Source organism: Paraprevotella xylaniphila YIT 11841, assembly GCF_900683745.1.
In the GTDB taxonomy this organism is placed as follows: domain Bacteria; phylum Bacteroidota; class Bacteroidia; order Bacteroidales; family Bacteroidaceae; genus Paraprevotella; species Paraprevotella xylaniphila.
In genome coordinates this window covers 1,949,907-1,968,904 of sequence record NZ_LR215980.1, presented here as the reverse complement: position 1 = coordinate 1,968,904, position 18,998 = coordinate 1,949,907, and the positions used below count along the sequence as shown (strand labels likewise).

Here is an 18,998-nt window from a genome sequence, read left to right as displayed (position 1 = left end):
ATAGGTGGCATCTCGGCAAAATATTTCAAGCAAGTTTGATATTTTGCTCTCGATTTACATTATATTTGTGGGGTAAAATACAGAATTATGAAGATAGCAGAACTTTATGAAATTTATAAGCAGCATCCGGTGGTGGCCACCGATAGCCGCAAGTGCCCGCAAGGGGCTTTGTTCTTTGCACTGAAAGGGGATTCTTTTAATGGAAATGCTTTTGCTGCCCAAGCTTTGGAGCAAGGGTGTGTTTACGCGATAGTGGATGAAGCTGAGTACGCAGTAGGGGACGACGAGCGTTACATTTTAGTGGAAGATGTACTGGCGACATTGCAACAACTGGCTCACTATCACCGGAAACAATTTAAGATTCCGGTAATTCAGGTGACGGGGACCAACGGAAAGACCACGACAAAAGAACTCACAGCGTCGGTGCTTTCCCAAAAGTACAACGTGTTGTATACGCAGGGAAATTTGAATAATCATATCGGGGTTCCGAAGACTTTGTTGGAGCTAACTTCGGAACATACTATTGCCGTCATTGAAACCGGGGCAAGCCACCCCGGGGAGATTAAGGCTTTGGCTGAAATTGTGGATCCGGATTTCGGATTGATTACCAATGTGGGCATGGCACATTTGGAGGGGTTCGGTTCTTTCGAGGGGGTCGTGTGTACGAAAGGAGAGCTTTATGACTATTTGCGTGCCAAGCATGGTACGGTTTTCATCAACCATGATAGTGAAGACTTGAAGCGCATAGCCGGGGGCTTGCACCAAATTTGTTATGGGAGCCCATGTGACGAGGTTTTGAGCGTGGAAGGAGAGGTGCTCGAATGTGCTCCCTTCCTGAAGTTCCGTTGGCGGCCTGCCGGAGGTGAGTGGCAAGAGGTGCAGACCGGATTGATAGGTGCCTATAACATGCAAAATCTGTTGGCCGCAGCAACGATAGGACGTACTTTCGGGGTAGAAGTGGATGCTGTTAACCGGGCATTGGCGGCATACGAGCCTAAAAACAATCGTTCCCAACTCACGGAGACGGATGATAATAAGCTCTTGGTGGATGCTTATAATGCCAACCCTACCAGTATGAGAGCTGCCATAGAAAATTTCCGGGATATGAAAGTGGAACGCAGGATGGCTATACTCGGGGATATGGGTGAGTTGGGGGACTGCAGTTGGAAAGCCCATCAGGCCATTGCCGATTTATTGGTGGAATCCGGTTTCGAGCATGTGTGGTTGGTAGGGCCGAAGTTCAAGGCGGCGCGTCATCCTTTCCGTACGTTTGATAATGTGGAGCAGGTAAAGAAGGCTTTGGAAATCAAGAAACCCAAAGGGTATTATATATTGATTAAAGGCAGTCATAGTACGAGGCTTTACGATTTGCCGGATTACCTTTAATGAAGTATGTTTTTATATGAAAAGAGACAGTGTGTCAAAACTCAATTTTAGTCTATATGAGTTTTTGATTTGAAACTTGAACATCCTTAAAGGCAAAAAGAAGAGTCGTATCATTCTCAAAATAGAGCTTGGTATGACTCTTTTCGGCTTTGTGGTTGCAGTATGTAACTTTTTGGGGTGTGGGGAGTTATGATATGCCTTTTCGTGTATTGGTGTTAAAAACCGAATAAATCATCAGTCCATTCTATTTGGGCACATAAATTACCATTTTCTTCTTTAAACGTCACGGTGAGAATGTCACGACCGGTCACATGTTCTCTTTCCTTTACCAAAACGTGGTATTGCCTCATGTTCCCATATCAACTTCTCTGGTTTCACATTCATTTATAATATATTTAAATGAACTATTTAAATTTTTACCAGTTTCAGTTTGAGGGCATCAGGTATTTCTATGCCTACCATTCTGTCATATTCTTCTATGGTCTCAACATTGTTGGATACATAACTTAGAAGCAATTTCACTGTCATCCGGTTTAGTCTGATTTTAATGGGTACTTCTCCATGGTCGTATGATTTCCCTCCTGGGGAGTTTGCAAAAACATCCTTCATCTTTTAGGCAATATTCCAACTTGTTGTCATATAGTGGGTTATGTCCTTAAATATTCTACAATATGTAACGTCTGTATCCTGAGCGGATTATCTTGCATCCTGAAGGATGTTTTTATAAATTCCATGTGTAGGGGTAGTCTGCGGGAAGGACGGCATTCCTTATAGAAGGCTTCCGTGCCCCCATTCTGCCCCACAGCGGTGAATGTTTGGTGAATCCGTGGTGAAGGCTGGAACATGGCATCCTTCACCGTAAGCGATTGATGGTGAGAGTGTCTGAAAGATGCGAATGTGGAACCGGATAGACTTCCTGTATGGAGGGGAGGGCGGCTAAGGGCTGCCTGAGGATGAGGTTTTACGCGGCAGTGAAGCTTTGTCACGGTTCCTCCCCTGTTCGCGTTTGGACGGAAAATTACTTTCAGCTGAAAAGCATAACGATTAATTAATATACAATGAAAGATCATTCGGCTTAGAATGACTTCCGGTCCTGCCCCGGCCGGTGCGTCACAAAGATGTGCCGGAGGGCAACGCGGATGCACTTCCCGGTACTGCAATCCCCCCAACCCATGCAAATCTCATTTCTGGAGCAAAAAAATGTAGTGTCTTTCTCTCTGCCTCTTTCTGCTGTAAAACACGTGTTTTACAGCGTGTTTCTTGTCCATGTGGTTGTGTTTGTGTGTCCTTGCGCCGGGGTTGGCCCGGAAAAAAGTTGGTAAAACGTTTGGCAGTTATGGTAAAAGGTTGTACCTTTGCACTCGCTTTCGGGAAGCAAGGCCTTGTGTGGCCGTTGCGGAGCGGGGGCGGTAAATGAAAGAGTTCATTGAAAGTCTTACATAAAGAGAGAAAGTAGTACAAGAGCTTGGATGTTTTTTTGGAGGTTGTTTCCTCTTTGAGAAATGTCCAAGGGTAAAAAAGAAACGAACCGTCATACCCCTCATTCGAGTTGAGGGGGAACCAGGAGCGGCACGCCGGTAGGCGTGACAAGTTCGGGGAGTCCGGAACAGACGATATGCCCCGCCGTAAGGCGGGTCAAAAAGATATTCTACAATGGAGAGTTTGATCCTGGCTCAGGATGAACGCTAGCTACAGGCTTAACACATGCAAGTCGAGGGGCAGCATGAACTTAGCTTGCTAAGTTTGATGGCGACCGGCGCACGGGTGAGTAACGCGTATCCAACCTGCCCTTTACCCGGGGATAGCCTTCTGAAAGGAAGTTTAATACCCGATGAATTCGTTTAGTCGCATGGCTTGATGAATAAAGATTAATTGGTAAAGGATGGGGATGCGTCCCATTAGCTTGTTGGCGGGGTAACGGCCCACCAAGGCGACGATGGGTAGGGGTTCTGAGAGGAAGGTCCCCCACATTGGAACTGAGACACGGTCCAAACTCCTACGGGAGGCAGCAGTGAGGAATATTGGTCAATGGGCGCGAGCCTGAACCAGCCAAGTAGCGTGGAGGACGACGGCCCTACGGGTTGTAAACTCCTTTTATAAGGGGATAAAGTTGGCCATGTATGGCCATTTGCAGGTACCTTATGAATAAGCATCGGCTAATTCCGTGCCAGCAGCCGCGGTAATACGGAAGATGCGAGCGTTATCCGGATTTATTGGGTTTAAAGGGAGCGTAGGCGGGCAGTCAAGTCAGCGGTCAAATGGCGCGGCTCAACCGCGTTCCGCCGTTGAAACTGGCAGCCTTGAGTATGCACAGGGTACATGGAATTCGTGGTGTAGCGGTGAAATGCTTAGATATCACGAGGAACTCCGATCGCGCAGGCATTGTACCGGGGCATTACTGACGCTGAGGCTCGAAGGTGCGGGTATCAAACAGGATTAGATACCCTGGTAGTCCGCACAGTAAACGATGAATGCCCGCTGTCGGCGACATAGTGTCGGCGGCCAAGCGAAAGCGTTAAGCATTCCACCTGGGGAGTACGCCGGCAACGGTGAAACTCAAAGGAATTGACGGGGGCCCGCACAAGCGGAGGAACATGTGGTTTAATTCGATGATACGCGAGGAACCTTACCCGGGCTTGAATCGCAGGTGCATGGGCCGGAGACGGCCCTTTCCTTCGGGACTCCTGCGAAGGTGCTGCATGGTTGTCGTCAGCTCGTGCCGTGAGGTGTCGGCTTAAGTGCCATAACGAGCGCAACCCCCCTCCCCAGTTGCCACCGGGTAATGCCGGGCACTTTGGGGACACTGCCACCGCAAGGTGCGAGGAAGGTGGGGATGACGTCAAATCAGCACGGCCCTTACGTCCGGGGCGACACACGTGTTACAATGGGGGGTACAGAGGGCCGCTGCCCGGTGACGGTTGGCCAATCCCTAAAACCCCTCTCAGTTCGGACTGGAGTCTGCAACCCGACTCCACGAAGCTGGATTCGCTAGTAATCGCGCATCAGCCATGGCGCGGTGAATACGTTCCCGGGCCTTGTACACACCGCCCGTCAAGCCATGAAAGCCGGGGGTGCCTGAAGTCCGTGACCGCGAGGGTCGGCCTAGGGTAAAACCGGTGATTGGGGCTAAGTCGTAACAAGGTAGCCGTACCGGAAGGTGCGGCTGGAACACCTCCTTTCTGGGGTCCTTCCCGCAAAACGGTCCATTCCGCGTCCGCTCCCGGGTAGTTTCCTCTTGTACGGCTGTCTTTCTTGTTTTGGTATGTGAGGCTTAAAAAAGGATAAGTGAGGGATGCAGGAGGCTCAGCTTCCGCCCGGTGGCGTTTCCGCCGCCCGCCCGCATCCGGGTCACAGGGTCACGCCAGTCCCATAGCTCAGTTGGTCAGAGCGCCACACTGATAATGTGGAGGTCGGCAGTTCAACTCTGCCTGGGACTACGCGGGTATTTTCGGGGGGATTAGCTCAGCTGGCTAGAGCACCTGCTTTGCAAGCAGGGGGTCAACGGTTCGAATCCGTTATTCTCCACCCGGCCCCGAGGGGGCATGCGATCATTGACATGTTGGACAGACAAAACGTAAAGAAAGCGAACGAGGTATGTTTTAACGAACATGTGCAGGCAGGCCCGCCTGCCGTATCTTCCCTGGTGGAAGGCGGCCGGCGGCCGAGGCGAAAGTATTCAAGGGCGCACGGCGGATGCCTAGGCTCTTACAGGCGATGAAGGACGTGATAAGCTGCGACAAGCCGCGGTGAGGCGCAAATGGCCATTGACCCGCGGGTATCCGAATGGGGCAACCCAACGTTTTGAAGAAACGTTATCCCGCGAGAGCGGGAGGCGAACGCGGGGAACTGAAACATCTTAGTACCCGCAGGAGAAGAAAATAAATAATGATTCCCCCAGTAGTGGCGAGCGACCGGGGAATAGCCCAAACCGGCGTTGTCCAGGCATCGCCGGGGTTGTAGGACCGCGATGTCGCAAGAGTGATGGCGAGTGGAAGGAACTGGAAAGTTCCGCCATAGAGGGTGACAGCCCCTTACACGAAGCCATGCGAAGCGTAGCGGAATCCTGAGTAGCGCGGGACACGTGTAATCCTGTGTGAATCAGCCGGGCCCATCCGGCAAGGCTAAATACTCGTAAGAGACCGATAGTGAACCAGTACCGTGAGGGAAAGGTGAAAAGCACCCCTGTTAGGGGAGTGAAAAAGATCCTGAAACCGTGCGCCTACAAGCGGTCGGAGCGCCCATTGGGCGTGACGGCGTGCCTTTTGCATAATGAACCTACGAGTTGCCGTCACCGGCAAGGCCAAGGGGCATGAGCCCCGCAGCCGCAGCGGAAGCGAGTCTTAAAAGGGCGCAGGAGTCGGTGGTGGCAGACGCGAAACCGGGTGATCTACACTTGTCCAGGATGAAGTCCCGGTAACACGGGATGGAGGTCCGCACCAATAAGCGTTGAAAAGCTTCTGGATGAGGTGAGTGTAGGAGTGAAAGGCCAATCAAACTCGGAGATAGCTCGTACTCCCCGAAAGGCATTTAGGTGCCGCCTGTGGAGTTCCCGGCGCGAGGTAGAGCGACTGATAGGATGCGAGGGCTTCACCGCCTGTCAAGTCCTGACAAACTCCGAATGCGCGCCGGCCAATCCATGGAGTAAGGGCACGGGTGCTAAGGTCCGTGCCCGAGAGGAGAAGAATCCAGACCACCGGCCAAGGTCCCGAAATGCTGGTTAAGTTAGACTAACGCAGTCCGTCCCCCCAGACAGCTAGGATGTTGGCTTGGAAGCAGCCATTCATTCAAAGAGTGCGTAACAGCTCACTAGTCGAGGGGATGGGCGTGGATAATAATCGGGTATGAAACCAGTTACCGAAGCCGTGGGATATGAGAATATCGGTAGGGGAGCATTCCATCCTGCGTCGAAGGCGCCGCGCGAGCGGCTCTGGAGCGGATGGAAAAGCAAATGTAGGTATAAGTAACGATAAGGAGGGTGCGATCCCCTCCCGCCGAAAGACCAAGGTTTCCTGAACAACGCCAATCGGTTCAGGGTGAGTCGGTCCCTAAGCATAAGCCTAAGGGCGAGGGCGATGGATCAAACGGTTAATATTCCGTTACTGTCTTGGTGTGTGACGCGGCGACGGAGAAGTGACACGGCCGCCCCCTGACGGAAAAGGGGGTTTAAGCGCAAAGGTTACGAGGGAGGCAGGCAAGCCCACCTCCCGAGCCGAAGCGCGAAAGTACGCGGCGCCCTTCTGGGCAACGCGACAGCGCCGGTAACCATGCTCCCGAGAAAACCCGCTAAACTCCAGCACCAAGTCATCCGTACCGTAAACGGACACACGTGGTCGGGTAGAACATACTAAGGCGCTTGGGAGATTCACGGTTAAGGAACTAGGCAAATTGACCCCGTACCTTCGGAACAAGGGGTCCTCGTGTAAACGAGGCGCAGAGAATAGGTCCAGGCAACTGTTTAACAAAAACACAGGGCTGTGCAAATTCGAAAGAAGCCGTATACAGCCTGACACCTGCCCGGTGCCGGAAGGTTAAGAGGAGGGCTCATACTTATGTAGAAGGCCCGAATTGAAGCCCCGGTAAACGGCGGCCGTAACTATAACGGTCCTAAGGTAGCGAAATTCCTTGTCGGGTAAGTTCCGACCTGCACGAATGGTGTAATGATCCGGACACTGTCTCAACCGTGATCCCAGTGAAATTGTAGTATCGGTGAAGATGCCGATTACCCGCGATGGGACGAAAAGACCCCGTGAACCTTTACTACAGCTTAACGTTGTACCCGGGCCGTCGATGTGTAGGATAGGCCGGAGGCGTAGAATGAGGCACGCCAGTGCCTTTGGAGCCGTCGTTGAAATACGGCCCTTTGGCCGTCTGGGTACTAACTTGTTGGATACAAGGACCGCGTTTGGCGGGTAGTTTGACTGGGGTGGTCGCCTCCAAAAGCGTAACGGAGGCTCCTCAAGGTGCCCTCAGGCCGATTGGTAACCGGCCGCAGAGTGTAATGGCAGAAGGGCGCTTGACTGGGAGGCCGACAGGCCGCACAGGCAGGAAACTGGAGCATAGTGATCCGGCGGTTCCGCATGGAAGGTCCGTCGCTCAAAGGATAAAAGGTACTCCGGGGATAACAGGCTGATCCCTCCCAAGAGCTCATATCGACGGAGTGGTTTGGCACCTCGATGTCGGCTCGTCACATCCTGGGGCTGGAGAAGGTCCCAAGGGTTGGGCTGTTCGCCCATTAAAGTGGCACGCGAGCTGGGTTCAGAACGTCGTGAGACAGTTCGGTCTCTATCTATCGTGGGCGTTGGAAATTTGCGTGGTTCGGGCACTAGTACGAGAGGACCGTGCCGGACCGACCTCCGGTTTGCCGGTTGTGCCGCCAGGCGCACCGCCGGGTATCCGCGTCGGGTATGGATAAGCGCTGAAAGCATCTAAGCGCGAAGCCTTCCACAAGATTAGATTTCCTTTTAGAGGGCCGTCAAAGACGATGACGTGGATAGGGTGCAGGTGTAAAGGCGGCGACGCCAAAGCCGAGCACTACTAATAGCCCGAAAGCTTTCGCCGTTCGTGGTATCCCTGCCCGCACATGGCATTCCTGTTCGTCATCCTTTCGTTTTGTTTGTTTGACTTGTGTCCCACACTCGGTCCGCGCCCCGGCGCGTGCCGCAGTTCGAATCCATCATGGTGGCTATAGCGGCGGTGTCCCACCTCTTCCCATCCCGAACAGAGAAGTTAAGCCCGCCCTCGCCGATGGTACTGCCCGCAAGGCGGGAGAGTAGGTAGCCGCCTTTTTCCATTCCGTTCCCCCGCGCACGGCCCATGCCGGGCGGGGGAACGGGTTTTTTTATGGCCGTTGCGAGGTTCCCCTTTCACATCCTCCGGCGCTCATATGCTGTATAGGCATAAAGGGGGGGAGCCACTGTGTAGAGAGAATTTGTAAAATGACCTCACTTGCTTCCATTCCATCTCAAGGCGTAAAGACGGTGTTACATTGAATTTGGATGTAACAATGATGCAATAAAAAGGAGGATTGCACGTTTTGGGAAAGGAGTATAGAAAGTTAAATGTTATGCAGTGGTATGACCGGATAAGGCAGGTTAAGTTTTTGTTAGTAGCCACGGCCATCGTGATAGCCGTGGGTTCTCTCATTATATCCAACTATTTAGTACGTGATTTGGCTTTGGGTGAACACCAAAACATGGAAGTATGGGCGGAAGCCATGCGAACACTGAACAATGCGGATGAAAACACCGATGTCACCTTGGTTTTGAAGGTTTTGAATGGAAATAATACCATTCCGGTTATTGTGCAGTATAAATCAGGAGAAATACACAGCTATCGGAATTTGTCATTGAAAGCAAGTAATGCTGCCGACAGTACGAGAGAAGTAAAGCAAATGGCAGAAGACATGCGGCAGGGAGGCCGGGTGATTCGTATTTATCTGAATGAAGGGGCTTCTCAAGGCGTTGATGGTGATTTTATGGAAATCTGTTATGATGATTCCATTATGTTGAAACGGTTGTCTTCCTATCCTTATATACAGTTGGGGGTAGTTCTTATTTTTGTCATAGTGGCTATTTTTGCTTTGTTGAGTTCCAAAAAGGCAGAGCAGAATAAAGTTTGGGTGGGTTTGTCCAAAGAGACAGCCCATCAGTTAGGGACCCCGATATCTTCGTTAATGGCATGGGTAGAGATTTTAAAAGAGACTTATCCCCATGATGAGCTTATCCCGGAGATGGACAAAGATGTGAAACGATTGGAAATGATAGCCGAACGTTTTTCTAAAATAGGTTCTTTACCGGAACCCCGTGAGGAATTGTTGGGCACAGTGCTTGAACACGTGATAGATTATATTTCTCGCCGTACATCCAATAAAGTGTCTATCCGTTGCCTGTTGCCGGAATATCCGTTGAAGGCTTATATGTGTGCTCCGCTTTTCGAGTGGGTGATAGAGAATCTTTGTAAGAATGCGATAGATGCGATGGGAGGACAAGGATGTATCACGGTAACAGCTTTTGAAGATGCGGGGAAAGTGGTTGTTGAAGTTACAGATACCGGGAAAGGTATTTCGAAAAATCATTTCCAGACGGTCTTTAGTCCCGGTTTTACGACCAAGAAAAGAGGTTGGGGGTTGGGTTTATCCTTAGCCAAACGTATAGTGGAAGAATATCACAAAGGACGAATTTTTGTGAAACGTTCGGAAGTCGGTGTGGGGACAACCTTTAGAGTGGAGTTGAAAAAGTATTAAAAAGAGCGTTTTTTGTGCTTTCTATTGTGTGCCATCGCTTATTTTTTGTAAATTTGCAACCCAAATGGATGTACTTGACAGTTATAAGATTGATTTGAAGAACATGCGGACTGATGTCGCTGAATATCAGTTTGCATTGAATGATGCATTCTTTGAAGCTGTGGAAGGGACTTTAGTGAAGAGGGGTAAGGCAGACGCAGACCTGAAGATAAGAGAAAGCGGGGGAGCTTATGTTTTTACCTTTCATATTAAAGGAACGGTACATGTGCCGTGCGACCGGTGTCTTGACGATATGGACGTGGAGATAGAGACGGAACGTATGCTTACCGTAAAGTTAGGGGATGAGTATGCGGACGAAGGGGATATGATGATACTACCATACGAAGATGCCATATTGAATGTCGCATGGATTATTTACGAATTTATTGTGCTAGAAGTTCCGCTCACACACGTGCATGAACCTGGACATTGCAATGTGGAAATGATGGAGGCATTGGCGGCACATTTGGTGACTTCGTCTGAGAACCCAGATGGTTCCGAGGACGAGAAAGGCGCGGATGAAGAAAGTGGCAAACCGGTAGATTCGCGTTGGGATAAATTGAAAAAAATATTGGATAATAATTAAATACTTAAGAAAATGGCACATCCTAAAAGAAGACAGTCAAAAACGAGAACCCGTAAGAGAAGAACTCATGATAAGGCCGTAGCGCCTACATTGGCAGTTTGCCCGAATTGCGGTGCATTCCACATTTATCACACTGTGTGCCCCACTTGTGGCTATTACAGAGGTAAGGTGGCTATCGTGAAAGAAGCAGCTGTTTAATCGTCAGTGAGGAAGATATAGCCAGAGAGCATCCGTGTTCTCCGGCAACTTTTTTTAGAAAGCAGAATTAAGAATGGAAAAAATAAATGCGGTAATCACCGGTATCGGCGGTTACGTTCCGGAATATGTCTTGAACAACGACGAGTTGTCGCGAATGGTTGATACAAACGATGAGTGGATTATGACTCGTATCGGCGTAAAGGAAAGGCGTATTTTAAATGAAGAAGGTTTGGGTACGAGCTATATGGCCCGTAAAGCAGCGAAACAGTTACTGCAGAAAACGGGAGTAAATCCTGAAGACATTGATTGTGTGATTGTTTCTACTTCTACTCCGGATTATCATTTCCCCTCTGTGGCTTCTATTGTCATTGGCAAGTTGGGGTTGACGAATGCTTTTGCATACGACTTGCAGGCAGCTTGCAGCGGATTCCTTTTCGCCATGGATACGGCTTCCGCTTTGATTCAGAGCGGCCGTTATAAGAAGATTATTGTTATCGGTGCAGACAAAATGTCTTCAATGGTCGATTATACAGACCGTGCGACTTGTCCGATTTTTGGAGATGGAGCTGCTGCCGTATTGGTTGAACCTACTACGGAAGACTTGGGTTGGAAGGACTCCTATTTGCGTACGGATGGCAAGGGGTTGCCGTTCTTGTGCATGAAAGCGGGCGGTTCCGCTTGCCCTCCTTCGTATTTTACCATAGACCACCGCTTGCATTATCTCCATCAGGAAGGACGTACGGTGTTTAAGTTTGCCGTCACTAACATGAGCGACGCTTCGGCCTTGGTGGCCGAACGTAACGGATTGACCAAGGACAATATTGCTTGGGTTATTCCCCATCAGGCTAATGTACGCATTATCGAGGCTGTAGCACACCGTTTGGAGTTGCCGATGGAAAAAGTAATGCTTAACATCCAACGTTACGGTAATACAAGTGCAGCTACTTTGCCTTTGGCTTTGTGGGATTACGAACAGCAGTTGAAGAAGGGAGACAATTTGATTTTTACCGCTTTCGGTGCCGGATTCACATGGGGAGCCGCTTATATGAAATGGGGCTATGACGGAGCTGGTAAATAAGTGATAAAAGGGAAACCTTCAAAAAAAGAAACATCATAAAAAAGAACGCATCCGTTTATAGATGCGTTCTTTTTATTCAAAGAAAAAACGGAACAATTATGGCGCATAAAGCAGGTTTTGTAAATATCGTAGGTAATCCGAATGTCGGCAAGTCCACATTGATGAATCTTCTGGTTGGAGAGCGTATTTCTATTGCAACTTTTAAGGCACAGACTACGCGCCATCGTATCATGGGGATTTTGAATACGGAAGACATGCAGATTTGTTTTTCCGACACCCCCGGTGTCTTGAAGCCCAATTACAAGTTGCAAGAGTCTATGTTGAACTTCTCGGAATCAGCTTTGCAAGACGCCGATGTGCTGTTGTACGTGACGGATATGGTGGAGACCCCCGATAAGAATGGAGACTTCTTGGAGAAAGTGTCCAAGATGGATGTTCCCGTGTTGGTGCTTATCAATAAAATCGATGTGAGTAACCAGCAGGAACTGACTTCTAAGGTGGAAGCTTGGCATGCCGTCCTGCCCAAGGCCGAAATCATACCTATTTCAGCTTTGTGCAAGTTTAACATAGATACGGTGTTGAATCGCATCAAGGATCTTTTGCCGGATTCCCCTCCATATTTCGGCAAGGACCAGTGGACCGATAAACCGGCCCGTTTTTTCGTGACTGAAATTATCCGTGAAAAGATTCTGTTATATTACGATAAAGAGATTCCGTATTCTGTGGAAGTCGTAGTGGAACGGTTCAAAGAAGCGGCGAAATCCATTCATATCAATGCCGTTATTTACGTGGAACGCGAGTCGCAGAAGGGTATCATCATAGGCCATCGGGGAGTGGCATTAAAGAAAGTTTCCACAGAAGCCCGGAAGTCTTTGGAGAAATTCTTCGGTAAGAGTATTTATCTGGAGACTTTTGTGAAGGTGGATAAGGATTGGAGAAGTTCGGAACGGGCTTTGAAAAGTTTTGGATATAATTTAGATTAATAATCAGGCTGTGAAGCCGAAATTCGATAAATTATGGGAAATATAGTGGCAATAGTCGGACGCCCGAATGTGGGTAAGTCCACTCTTTTTAATCGTTTGACCCAGACACGTCATGCGATTGTCAGTGATGAAGCCGGTACGACGCGCGACCGCCAGTATGGGAAGTCGGAGTGGACAGGATGTGAGTTCTCCGTGATAGACACCGGCGGTTGGGTGGTGAACTCGGATGATATATTTGAGGAAGAAATCCGCAAGCAAGTGACGTTGGCGACGGAAGAAGCCGATGTGGTGCTGTTTTTGGTGGATGTCCGGAACGGTGTGACGGATCTGGACGAAGCCGTGGCCAATATCTTGCGGCGTACCAAGAAGCCGGTTATCCTTGTGGCCAACAAGGCCGATACGAACGAATGGATATACAGTTCCGCAGAGTTTTACGCTTTGGGGTTGGGCGATCCCTATTGTATTTCGGCGGCAACCGGAAGCGGTACGGGGGAATTGTTGGACCAGATTGTCTCAAAATTCCCTAAAACTATTGATGACGAAACAGATGAGAATATCCCCCGTTTTGCCGTTGTGGGTCGTCCGAATGTCGGAAAGTCCAGTTTGATTAATGCGTTCATCGGAGAGGAACGTAACATCGTGACCGATATCGCCGGGACTACCCGGGATTCCATTTATACCCGTTACACTAAGTTCGGGTTTGATTTCTATTTGGTCGATACGGCTGGTATCCGCCGTAAGAACAAGGTGACGGAAGATTTGGAATATTATTCCGTCATGCGTTCCATCCGGGCCATTGAGAATTCCGATGTCTGCATTCTGATACTGGATGCGGAGCGTGGCATAGAAGCCCAGGACTTGAACATATTCCAATTGATACAACGGAACAACAAAAGTTTGGTTGTGGTGGTCAATAAATGGGATTTGGTAGAAGAAAAAAACACGGTAGTCATGAACGAATATGAATATGCCATCCGCAACCGCATGGCACCGTTCGATGATTTTCCGATTATATTTGCTTCCGCTTTGACGAAGCAACGCATTTTCAAGGTGCTTGAGACGGCCAAGGAGGTTTACCAGAACCGGAAGAAACGCGTTCCTACGTCAAAGTTGAATGAAGAGATGCTACCGCTGATAGAGGCTTATCCGCCCCCTTCCATCAAAGGCAAATACATCAAGATCAAGTATTGCATGCAATTGCCGGATACGCAAATTCCCTCTTTTGTGTTCTATGCCAATTTGCCGCAATATGTGAAAGAACCCTACCGTCGTTTCCTGGAAAACAAGATACGCGAACGTTGGGACTTCAGCGGTACTCCTATTAATATCTTTATGCGGCAGAAGTAATGAGGAAAATCATTCCCCTATGGATGGCCTTTTTAGGACTTTCCCTATGGGTTTCGTGTGGTAAAAGCGATAAAAGCGAGGTAAGCCGGGCGGCCGAGACCTATTACAATTATTTGATAGAGGGAAAATATGAAGATTATGTCCGCTCTATCGCTTATAGCGACAGCATGACGGACTCCTATCGCAGCCAGATGGTCGATCTTGTGGCTCAGTATGCCGCCCGTGAGAAGGAACGTAGGGGCGGGTTGGCTTCCGTCCGGGCATTAGGAGATACGGTTTCTGGAGATGTCGCTAGCGTTTTTCTGGAAGTGCTGTTCAGAGACAGTACGCGTGAAGAAATCGCTTTGCCGATGGTCCGATGCGGAGAGGAATGGAAGATGCAGTAATCAGTATGAAATAGTTTCAGTCAGTTAAAGATTCCTGAAAAAGGGATAATTAACTGACTGAAATGTTTTAATGGAAATCTTTTGCGTATATTTGTAACATAGCCTTAGGGCTATCCGATAGGTGCCTGTTGCACGTCGGGATACTAAACAATAAAAGAGAACTATGAAACAGTTTGAAACCGTGACATTTAAAGGAACAGCAGTACATACCAACGGAGTGATGCCCCAAAAAGGAGAGGCGGCTCCCGACTTTACGGCTGTGGCCGGTGATTTGAGCGAATTGTCTTTGGGCAGTCTTAAAGGCAAGCGCGTGGTATTGAATATTTTTCCAAGTCTGGACACTTCCGTATGCGCCACGTCAGTGCGCAAGTTCAATGTGAAAGCGGCTCATTTGGAGAATGTGCAGGTGTTGGCCGTATCCATGGATTTGCCTTTTGCACAAGGACGCTTTTGTACGACCGAAGGCATTGAGAACGTGAAGCCCGTATCTTTGTTCCGCAGCAAGGACTTTGCCGGGAATTACGGGCTGATGATGGTGGACGGACCCTTGGCCGGATTGGCGGCACGGGCCGTAATCGTTGTGGACGAAAACGGAAAGGTGGTATATGCCCAGTTGGTTCCGGAAATAACGGAAGAGCCGGATTATGACGCAGCCTTGTCGGCGTTGAAATAAACCGGTTTGCCAGTCGCAAAAATGAATATGGAAGATGTCGCTTGTGGGGCATCTTCCATTTTTTTATCGTTCCACCACTCTGTACCGGTTGCCGTAATGCGTGTGCACTTTCTGCACCCCTTCGGCCACGAGGGCCTGGGCAAGTTTCGGCAGCGTCACGCCTGCCATCGCCCCGGGTTCAAGTCTCCGCAGCCGTGCGAATATTTCGGGCAGCGAAAGCGGGCGTACCTTCTCGCCCGGCTGAGCCGCACGATAGTAGCGGCGCAACACCTCCCCGGCCGGGCAGATGCGGTAGAAAGCCGCGTTGTGCAACCGCAGGGCGTTCTCTTCCCCGTGGCTGAACCAGTACCGTTCCCCGTTTTCCAGTTCCGCTTTCAGCTGGGCGTAGATTTGCGCATGGTCGATGCCCGTGCAGTCGACAGGATGTTCCACGAGCACACAGATGAACCTGCGGCTTCCCGAAGGGTCGGAAAGCAGTTCGCGCGAGTTGGAGGTGCCGATGAAGGAGGCGATGCGCGGCAGGGCTTGGCCGTGCCTTTGGTATGCCTTGCGCAGGTTGAGTGCGGAGAGCTGCATGAGGTTTTTCAGGAGCGGGTGTTTCTTCTCGGGGATGCGGTCGAACTCGTCAAGGTTCAGCAGCCCCATCTCGGTGAGCTGCCGTTCCACCTTGTCGGGACGCGCGAGGTCGACGCTGTCGGTATAGTAGGCCTGCAACTCTGGTGGCAGCAGGGCGCGGCAGAAGGTGGACTTCCCGAGTCCCTGTTCGTCGCTGACGAGCAGGGGCGCGGTGCTGTGTGCGTGCAGCCCGTCGGAAAGGCCGGCCCATTGTGCGGCCAACCCGAGCATCCACCGGTGGAAGGCCTGTATCCACAGGGGACTGTCCGACACGCGGGCGGCCAGGTTGTGCAGCCGGTCGCGCCCGTCCCATGCCGGTAGCCGTTGGAAATACTGCCGGAAGGGATGGTATTCCGGTACGTCTGCGGAGTGCACCATGCGTGCCACGTCGCGGTCCCAACAGTCGATGCCGTGTCGGTGCGCTTCGAGGCAGACGGCGTTCAGGTCCCGTTCCGTGACGGGCCGGAAGGTGCCGTTTTCCTTATCAGGCAGGCAGCGGAATTCCGTGGCTCCGGTGAGCACGTTGAAGCGGAACCCGTATCGTCCGGCGAGGAAGCTGCCGAGGGCGGATTCGAGGTTGGCGGCTTTTGGGAGCGTTCCGGCCTGCGGTGCGGCTGTGCGTGGCGTGCCCGCAGCCTTTTCCGCCTTTCGTTTTTCGTTCCACCGCCTTACGGCATGATGTGCAATTCTTTTGAAGTCCATAGTGGTTATGTTTAGGGTTCATTTGCAAATATACGAAATGAAAAAGCCTTTGTCAAGCCCTTCACCGTAACCCTGTTGATTACCAGATGCTTTACATTTGTAAATCGAAGCCAGTATGCAGTTTCCTCATTTCCCAGTGAAATCCCGGTGAAGGATGTAAAGTCAGAAAGTTCACCTTAAAGCATTGGTACAGAGGTAGTCTGAAGGATGCGAACCTTTCTGGGTGAAAAACTGTTTGTGGGAGGTGGAGAAGCGGAGAATATCTTCCGGAAAACATCCATATCTCCTTTTTATCTGATATTTGGCACGGCAAAGCCTCGCAAACGGATGTCAGCATATCTAAAAACAGTTTTCAGCAGATTGAAAAATCGTTTGGCTCAGAATGTATGGGCGTTTTTTGCTATTTACAAAGAAAAATCCGGATGTTCGATGCAAAAATCATATTTTTATCTCCTTTTGTAAGGTCTTCTATTGTGGTCTGTATTGCACTTTCAATGTCATGATGTTCTCTGCTTTTTGGGTGAAGACGCGGTAATCTGTATTCCCTGTCGGTTTGTGGTATAAAGAACTTTGGTCATCTTAGTTTTTTCTTTCCTGATAACTCACTTTTCTTCACCATGTATAGCCACTGTATGATTGCCATCAAGATTGGCATTCGGCATGCCAAGTTCTGTGCGATGTTTTTCCGGCAGATGAATCCAAAGGGATTTTATTCACTTTTCTTGCTCTCTTTTTTATAATGATGGAATGCCCATATTTCAGCATCTTGTCGCTGAATAAAGCTTCTGTAGGTAAATATGCCCATTGGTGGCTTGTCTTCAACTTTATTGTGTGGTGTTCTTGGATTCCATGGACAGGAATCTTAATATAAAAAACAGCAATAAATAATTGTCATTATTAAATTATAGTATTATATTTGCGTTTATAAATATTGTTTTTAATAATATATGACGTTGTGAAAAAGATAGATGATATATTTTGGCCAATGGGGAATGTGGAAGAAATCTTAATGGAATTATATGATTGTCTTTCACTAAAAGTTACAAAGCGGACAATTCATGAGGAATTATTATCACATCCGAATAATTCTAGCTTGTTGGCTATCTCTGATATTTTATCTTTTTGGGGGGGTGAAAAACCAATCAATGCAAATAGATGAAAACAAAAAAAATATAAAGGAATTACATGATTTGTGTGTAGTTCAGATTTACAATAAATACACAAAAAATCATTTATTTGCAATTGTATATAAAATCGAACACGAGAAGGTTTTTTGGTATAATCCGATGTCTCATACTAAAGAACAAATTACGGAAGAGGCTTTTTGGGAGCTTTTTACAGGTTGTATTTTAGTGTGTGATACGCATTTAAGCAAACTAGGCCGTATGAAGAGGAGGGATATCATTTAAAAAGAAAAGAAGAGAAATATTCTTTGTTGTGGCAATATGTTATATTAGTCATTTTTCCTTTGGTGTTGGTTGCTTTTGGTATAAAGATAAGTCTTATGGGGTTTTCTTTGTATCCTTTACTATTAGTCATATTATTTAGTATAGGATTGTTCGTTTCTGTATTATTGATGTTTTATGAAATTGACCAATTTAATCCTTCTTTATCTAAAGTGTGTCAAGCGGGGAGAAAAGTAAGTTGTCAGGCTGTTTTGAATTCTGTAGGTGCGCATTTTTGTGGAGTGTCATGGTCTGTGTGGGGGAGTAGTTATTTTGGGGGAATTTTATTGACTTTGGTGACAGTACCCTCTGTGGATCTAGGTTATTTGACCGTTTTGTCGTACATAAGTCTTTTTTCTACAGTTTATCCTGTTTATTCTGTAATTTATCAAAAATATGTGGTAAAGCAGTGGTGTCCACTCTGTTTATCCGTTCAAGTTATTTTAGTTCTAATTGTCATATTATTTTTTATTGGTGGATTTTATAATGTTCGTTTAAGTGAAGTTGATTTTTCATATACTTGGACTTATGCGGTTTCTGTAATGCTTACTTTTGGTGTAATGTACATATTATTTAATTTGATAAAAAAGAGTAAGATTGGTGAGTTCTTTTTTTATGCTTATCAATTAATGAAAAGGGATTCTGTTATATTTAAGGCTATGCTTGATAAGCAGGAAAGTAATATGTTGCCAATTGGAAACTTGGGGATTACATTAGGTAACCCGAATGGGAAAATTCATTTGGTTAAAGTTTGTAATCCCTTTTGTAAGGCTTGTGCGGAATCGCATCGTGTATTAGAAAAATTATTGGATCTTAATCCGAATTTGTGTTTGCAGATGGTGTTTACTACGACTTCAGATATAAATGATGGACGATTGAATGTGGTAAGCCACTTTTTATGCCTTCGTTCTTCTATGAGTCAAGAAGAGTTACGTAACGCGTTAGATGTTTGGTACTTGTCTGAAAATATGACATATGAATTATTTGATAAACTTTATCCTGTGAAAAAAGAATGTCTGTTTAAATATGCTGAAGAAATAAATGAAATGCGGATATGGACAGAAGACATGAAGGTGGAAAATACTCCTACTTTTTACATAAATGGTAAATTAGTGCCTGATATATATTCAATTGATGATATAAAATGTAACCTATTAGATTAAAAGGTTATATGTATTTGTTTAATAATTAAATATGTAGGTATGAAAACAGATTTATTAAAGTTTAAAGCGAACATGCTAACACGTTCGCAATTAGAAAATGTTCGGGGTGGACAATCGAATGACATCTCTATTCGAGCCGGAGGGCAGTGTGCTCG

General features: G+C 48.0%; 13 protein-coding genes, 2 tRNA genes and 3 rRNA genes. 17 read left to right on the top strand and 1 reads right to left on the bottom strand.

Annotation, left to right across the window (positions count from 1 at the left end; all coding sequences use genetic code 11):
- The first annotated feature begins 87 nt into the window (after nt 1-87).
- From E0E47_RS08370 to tpx, 14 genes are all read left to right on the top strand, one after another.
- Nucleotides 88-1,386, top strand: a complete 1,299-nt coding sequence (locus tag E0E47_RS08370) for a UDP-N-acetylmuramoyl-tripeptide--D-alanyl-D-alanine ligase (RefSeq protein ID WP_130893434.1) — start codon at nt 88-90, stop codon at nt 1,384-1,386.
- 1,650 nt (nt 1,387-3,036) lie between these two features.
- Nucleotides 3,037-4,565 (top strand): 16S ribosomal RNA (locus tag E0E47_RS08365).
- Nucleotides 4,566-4,749: 184 nt separating this feature from the next.
- A tRNA-Ile gene (locus E0E47_RS08360) sits at nt 4,750-4,823 on the top strand.
- A 14-nt stretch (nt 4,824-4,837) separates the two neighbouring features.
- Nucleotides 4,838-4,911 (top strand) — tRNA-Ala (locus E0E47_RS08355).
- Between the two features lie 140 nt (nt 4,912-5,051).
- Nucleotides 5,052-7,945, top strand: a 23S ribosomal RNA gene (locus E0E47_RS08350).
- A 115-nt stretch (nt 7,946-8,060) separates the two neighbouring features.
- Nucleotides 8,061-8,172: ribosomal RNA gene (rrf, locus tag E0E47_RS08345) — 5S ribosomal RNA — on the top strand.
- Together the 16S, 23S and 5S rRNA genes with 2 tRNA genes alongside form the textbook arrangement of a ribosomal RNA operon.
- Nucleotides 8,173-8,449: 277 nt before the next feature.
- Nucleotides 8,450-9,628: a sensor histidine kinase gene (locus E0E47_RS08340; protein ID WP_008628865.1), complete on the top strand. Its 1,179-nt coding sequence runs from the start codon at nt 8,450-8,452 to the stop codon at nt 9,626-9,628.
- Nucleotides 9,629-9,692: 64 nt separating this feature from the next.
- Complete coding sequence (locus E0E47_RS08335) at nt 9,693-10,253, top strand: YceD family protein (protein WP_008628863.1); 561 nt, start codon at nt 9,693-9,695, stop codon at nt 10,251-10,253.
- Between the two features lie 12 nt (nt 10,254-10,265).
- Complete coding sequence (gene rpmF, locus E0E47_RS08330) at nt 10,266-10,451, top strand: 50S ribosomal protein L32 (protein ID WP_008622359.1); 186 nt, start codon at nt 10,266-10,268, stop codon at nt 10,449-10,451.
- 73 nt (nt 10,452-10,524) lie between these two features.
- Nucleotides 10,525-11,529: a beta-ketoacyl-ACP synthase III gene (locus E0E47_RS08325; protein WP_130893433.1), complete on the top strand. Its 1,005-nt coding sequence runs from the start codon at nt 10,525-10,527 to the stop codon at nt 11,527-11,529.
- Between the two features lie 98 nt (nt 11,530-11,627).
- Nucleotides 11,628-12,512 (top strand): GTPase Era, encoded by an 885-nt coding sequence (gene era / locus E0E47_RS08320; protein WP_008628857.1) that lies wholly within the window; start codon nt 11,628-11,630, stop codon nt 12,510-12,512.
- A 33-nt stretch (nt 12,513-12,545) separates the two neighbouring features.
- Nucleotides 12,546-13,859 (top strand): ribosome biogenesis GTPase Der, encoded by a 1,314-nt coding sequence (gene der, locus E0E47_RS08315; RefSeq protein WP_130893432.1) that lies wholly within the window; start codon nt 12,546-12,548, stop codon nt 13,857-13,859.
- Nucleotides 13,859-14,245 carry a nuclear transport factor 2 family protein gene (locus E0E47_RS08310; RefSeq protein WP_130893431.1) on the top strand — a complete coding sequence of 129 codons (387 nt, stop codon included), beginning with the start codon at nt 13,859-13,861 and terminating at the stop codon, nt 14,243-14,245. Before der ends, E0E47_RS08310 begins: the two co-directional genes overlap by 1 nt.
- Before the next feature lie 163 nt (nt 14,246-14,408).
- Nucleotides 14,409-14,918 carry a thiol peroxidase gene (gene tpx, locus E0E47_RS08305; protein WP_130893430.1) on the top strand — a complete coding sequence of 170 codons (510 nt, stop codon included), beginning with the start codon at nt 14,409-14,411 and terminating at the stop codon, nt 14,916-14,918.
- A gap of 63 nt (nt 14,919-14,981) precedes the next feature.
- On the opposite strand, the gene E0E47_RS08300 is transcribed toward tpx, so the two are convergent.
- Nucleotides 14,982-15,911 (bottom strand): VapE domain-containing protein, encoded by a 930-nt coding sequence (locus E0E47_RS08300; RefSeq protein ID WP_232038522.1) that lies wholly within the window; start codon nt 15,909-15,911, stop codon nt 14,982-14,984.
- Nucleotides 15,912-17,190: 1,279 nt separating this feature from the next.
- Here E0E47_RS08300 and E0E47_RS17310 point away from each other — a divergent pair.
- The 3 genes from E0E47_RS17310 (at nt 17,191) to E0E47_RS08285 (ending at nt 18,843) form a co-directional block, all read left to right on the top strand.
- On the top strand, nt 17,191-17,394 hold the full coding sequence (locus tag E0E47_RS17310; protein ID WP_172604679.1) for a hypothetical protein: 204 nt from the start codon (nt 17,191-17,193) through the stop codon (nt 17,392-17,394).
- On the top strand, nt 17,381-17,644 hold the full coding sequence (locus E0E47_RS08290; protein ID WP_172604678.1) for a cysteine peptidase family C39 domain-containing protein: 264 nt from the start codon (nt 17,381-17,383) through the stop codon (nt 17,642-17,644). The genes E0E47_RS17310 and E0E47_RS08290 overlap by 14 nt, the downstream gene beginning before the upstream one ends.
- 95 nt (nt 17,645-17,739) lie before the next feature.
- Nucleotides 17,740-18,843, top strand: coding sequence for a vitamin K epoxide reductase family protein (locus tag E0E47_RS08285; RefSeq protein ID WP_130893427.1), 1,104 nt, complete (start codon nt 17,740-17,742; stop codon nt 18,841-18,843).
- Nucleotides 18,844-18,998: the final 155 nt, after the last annotated feature.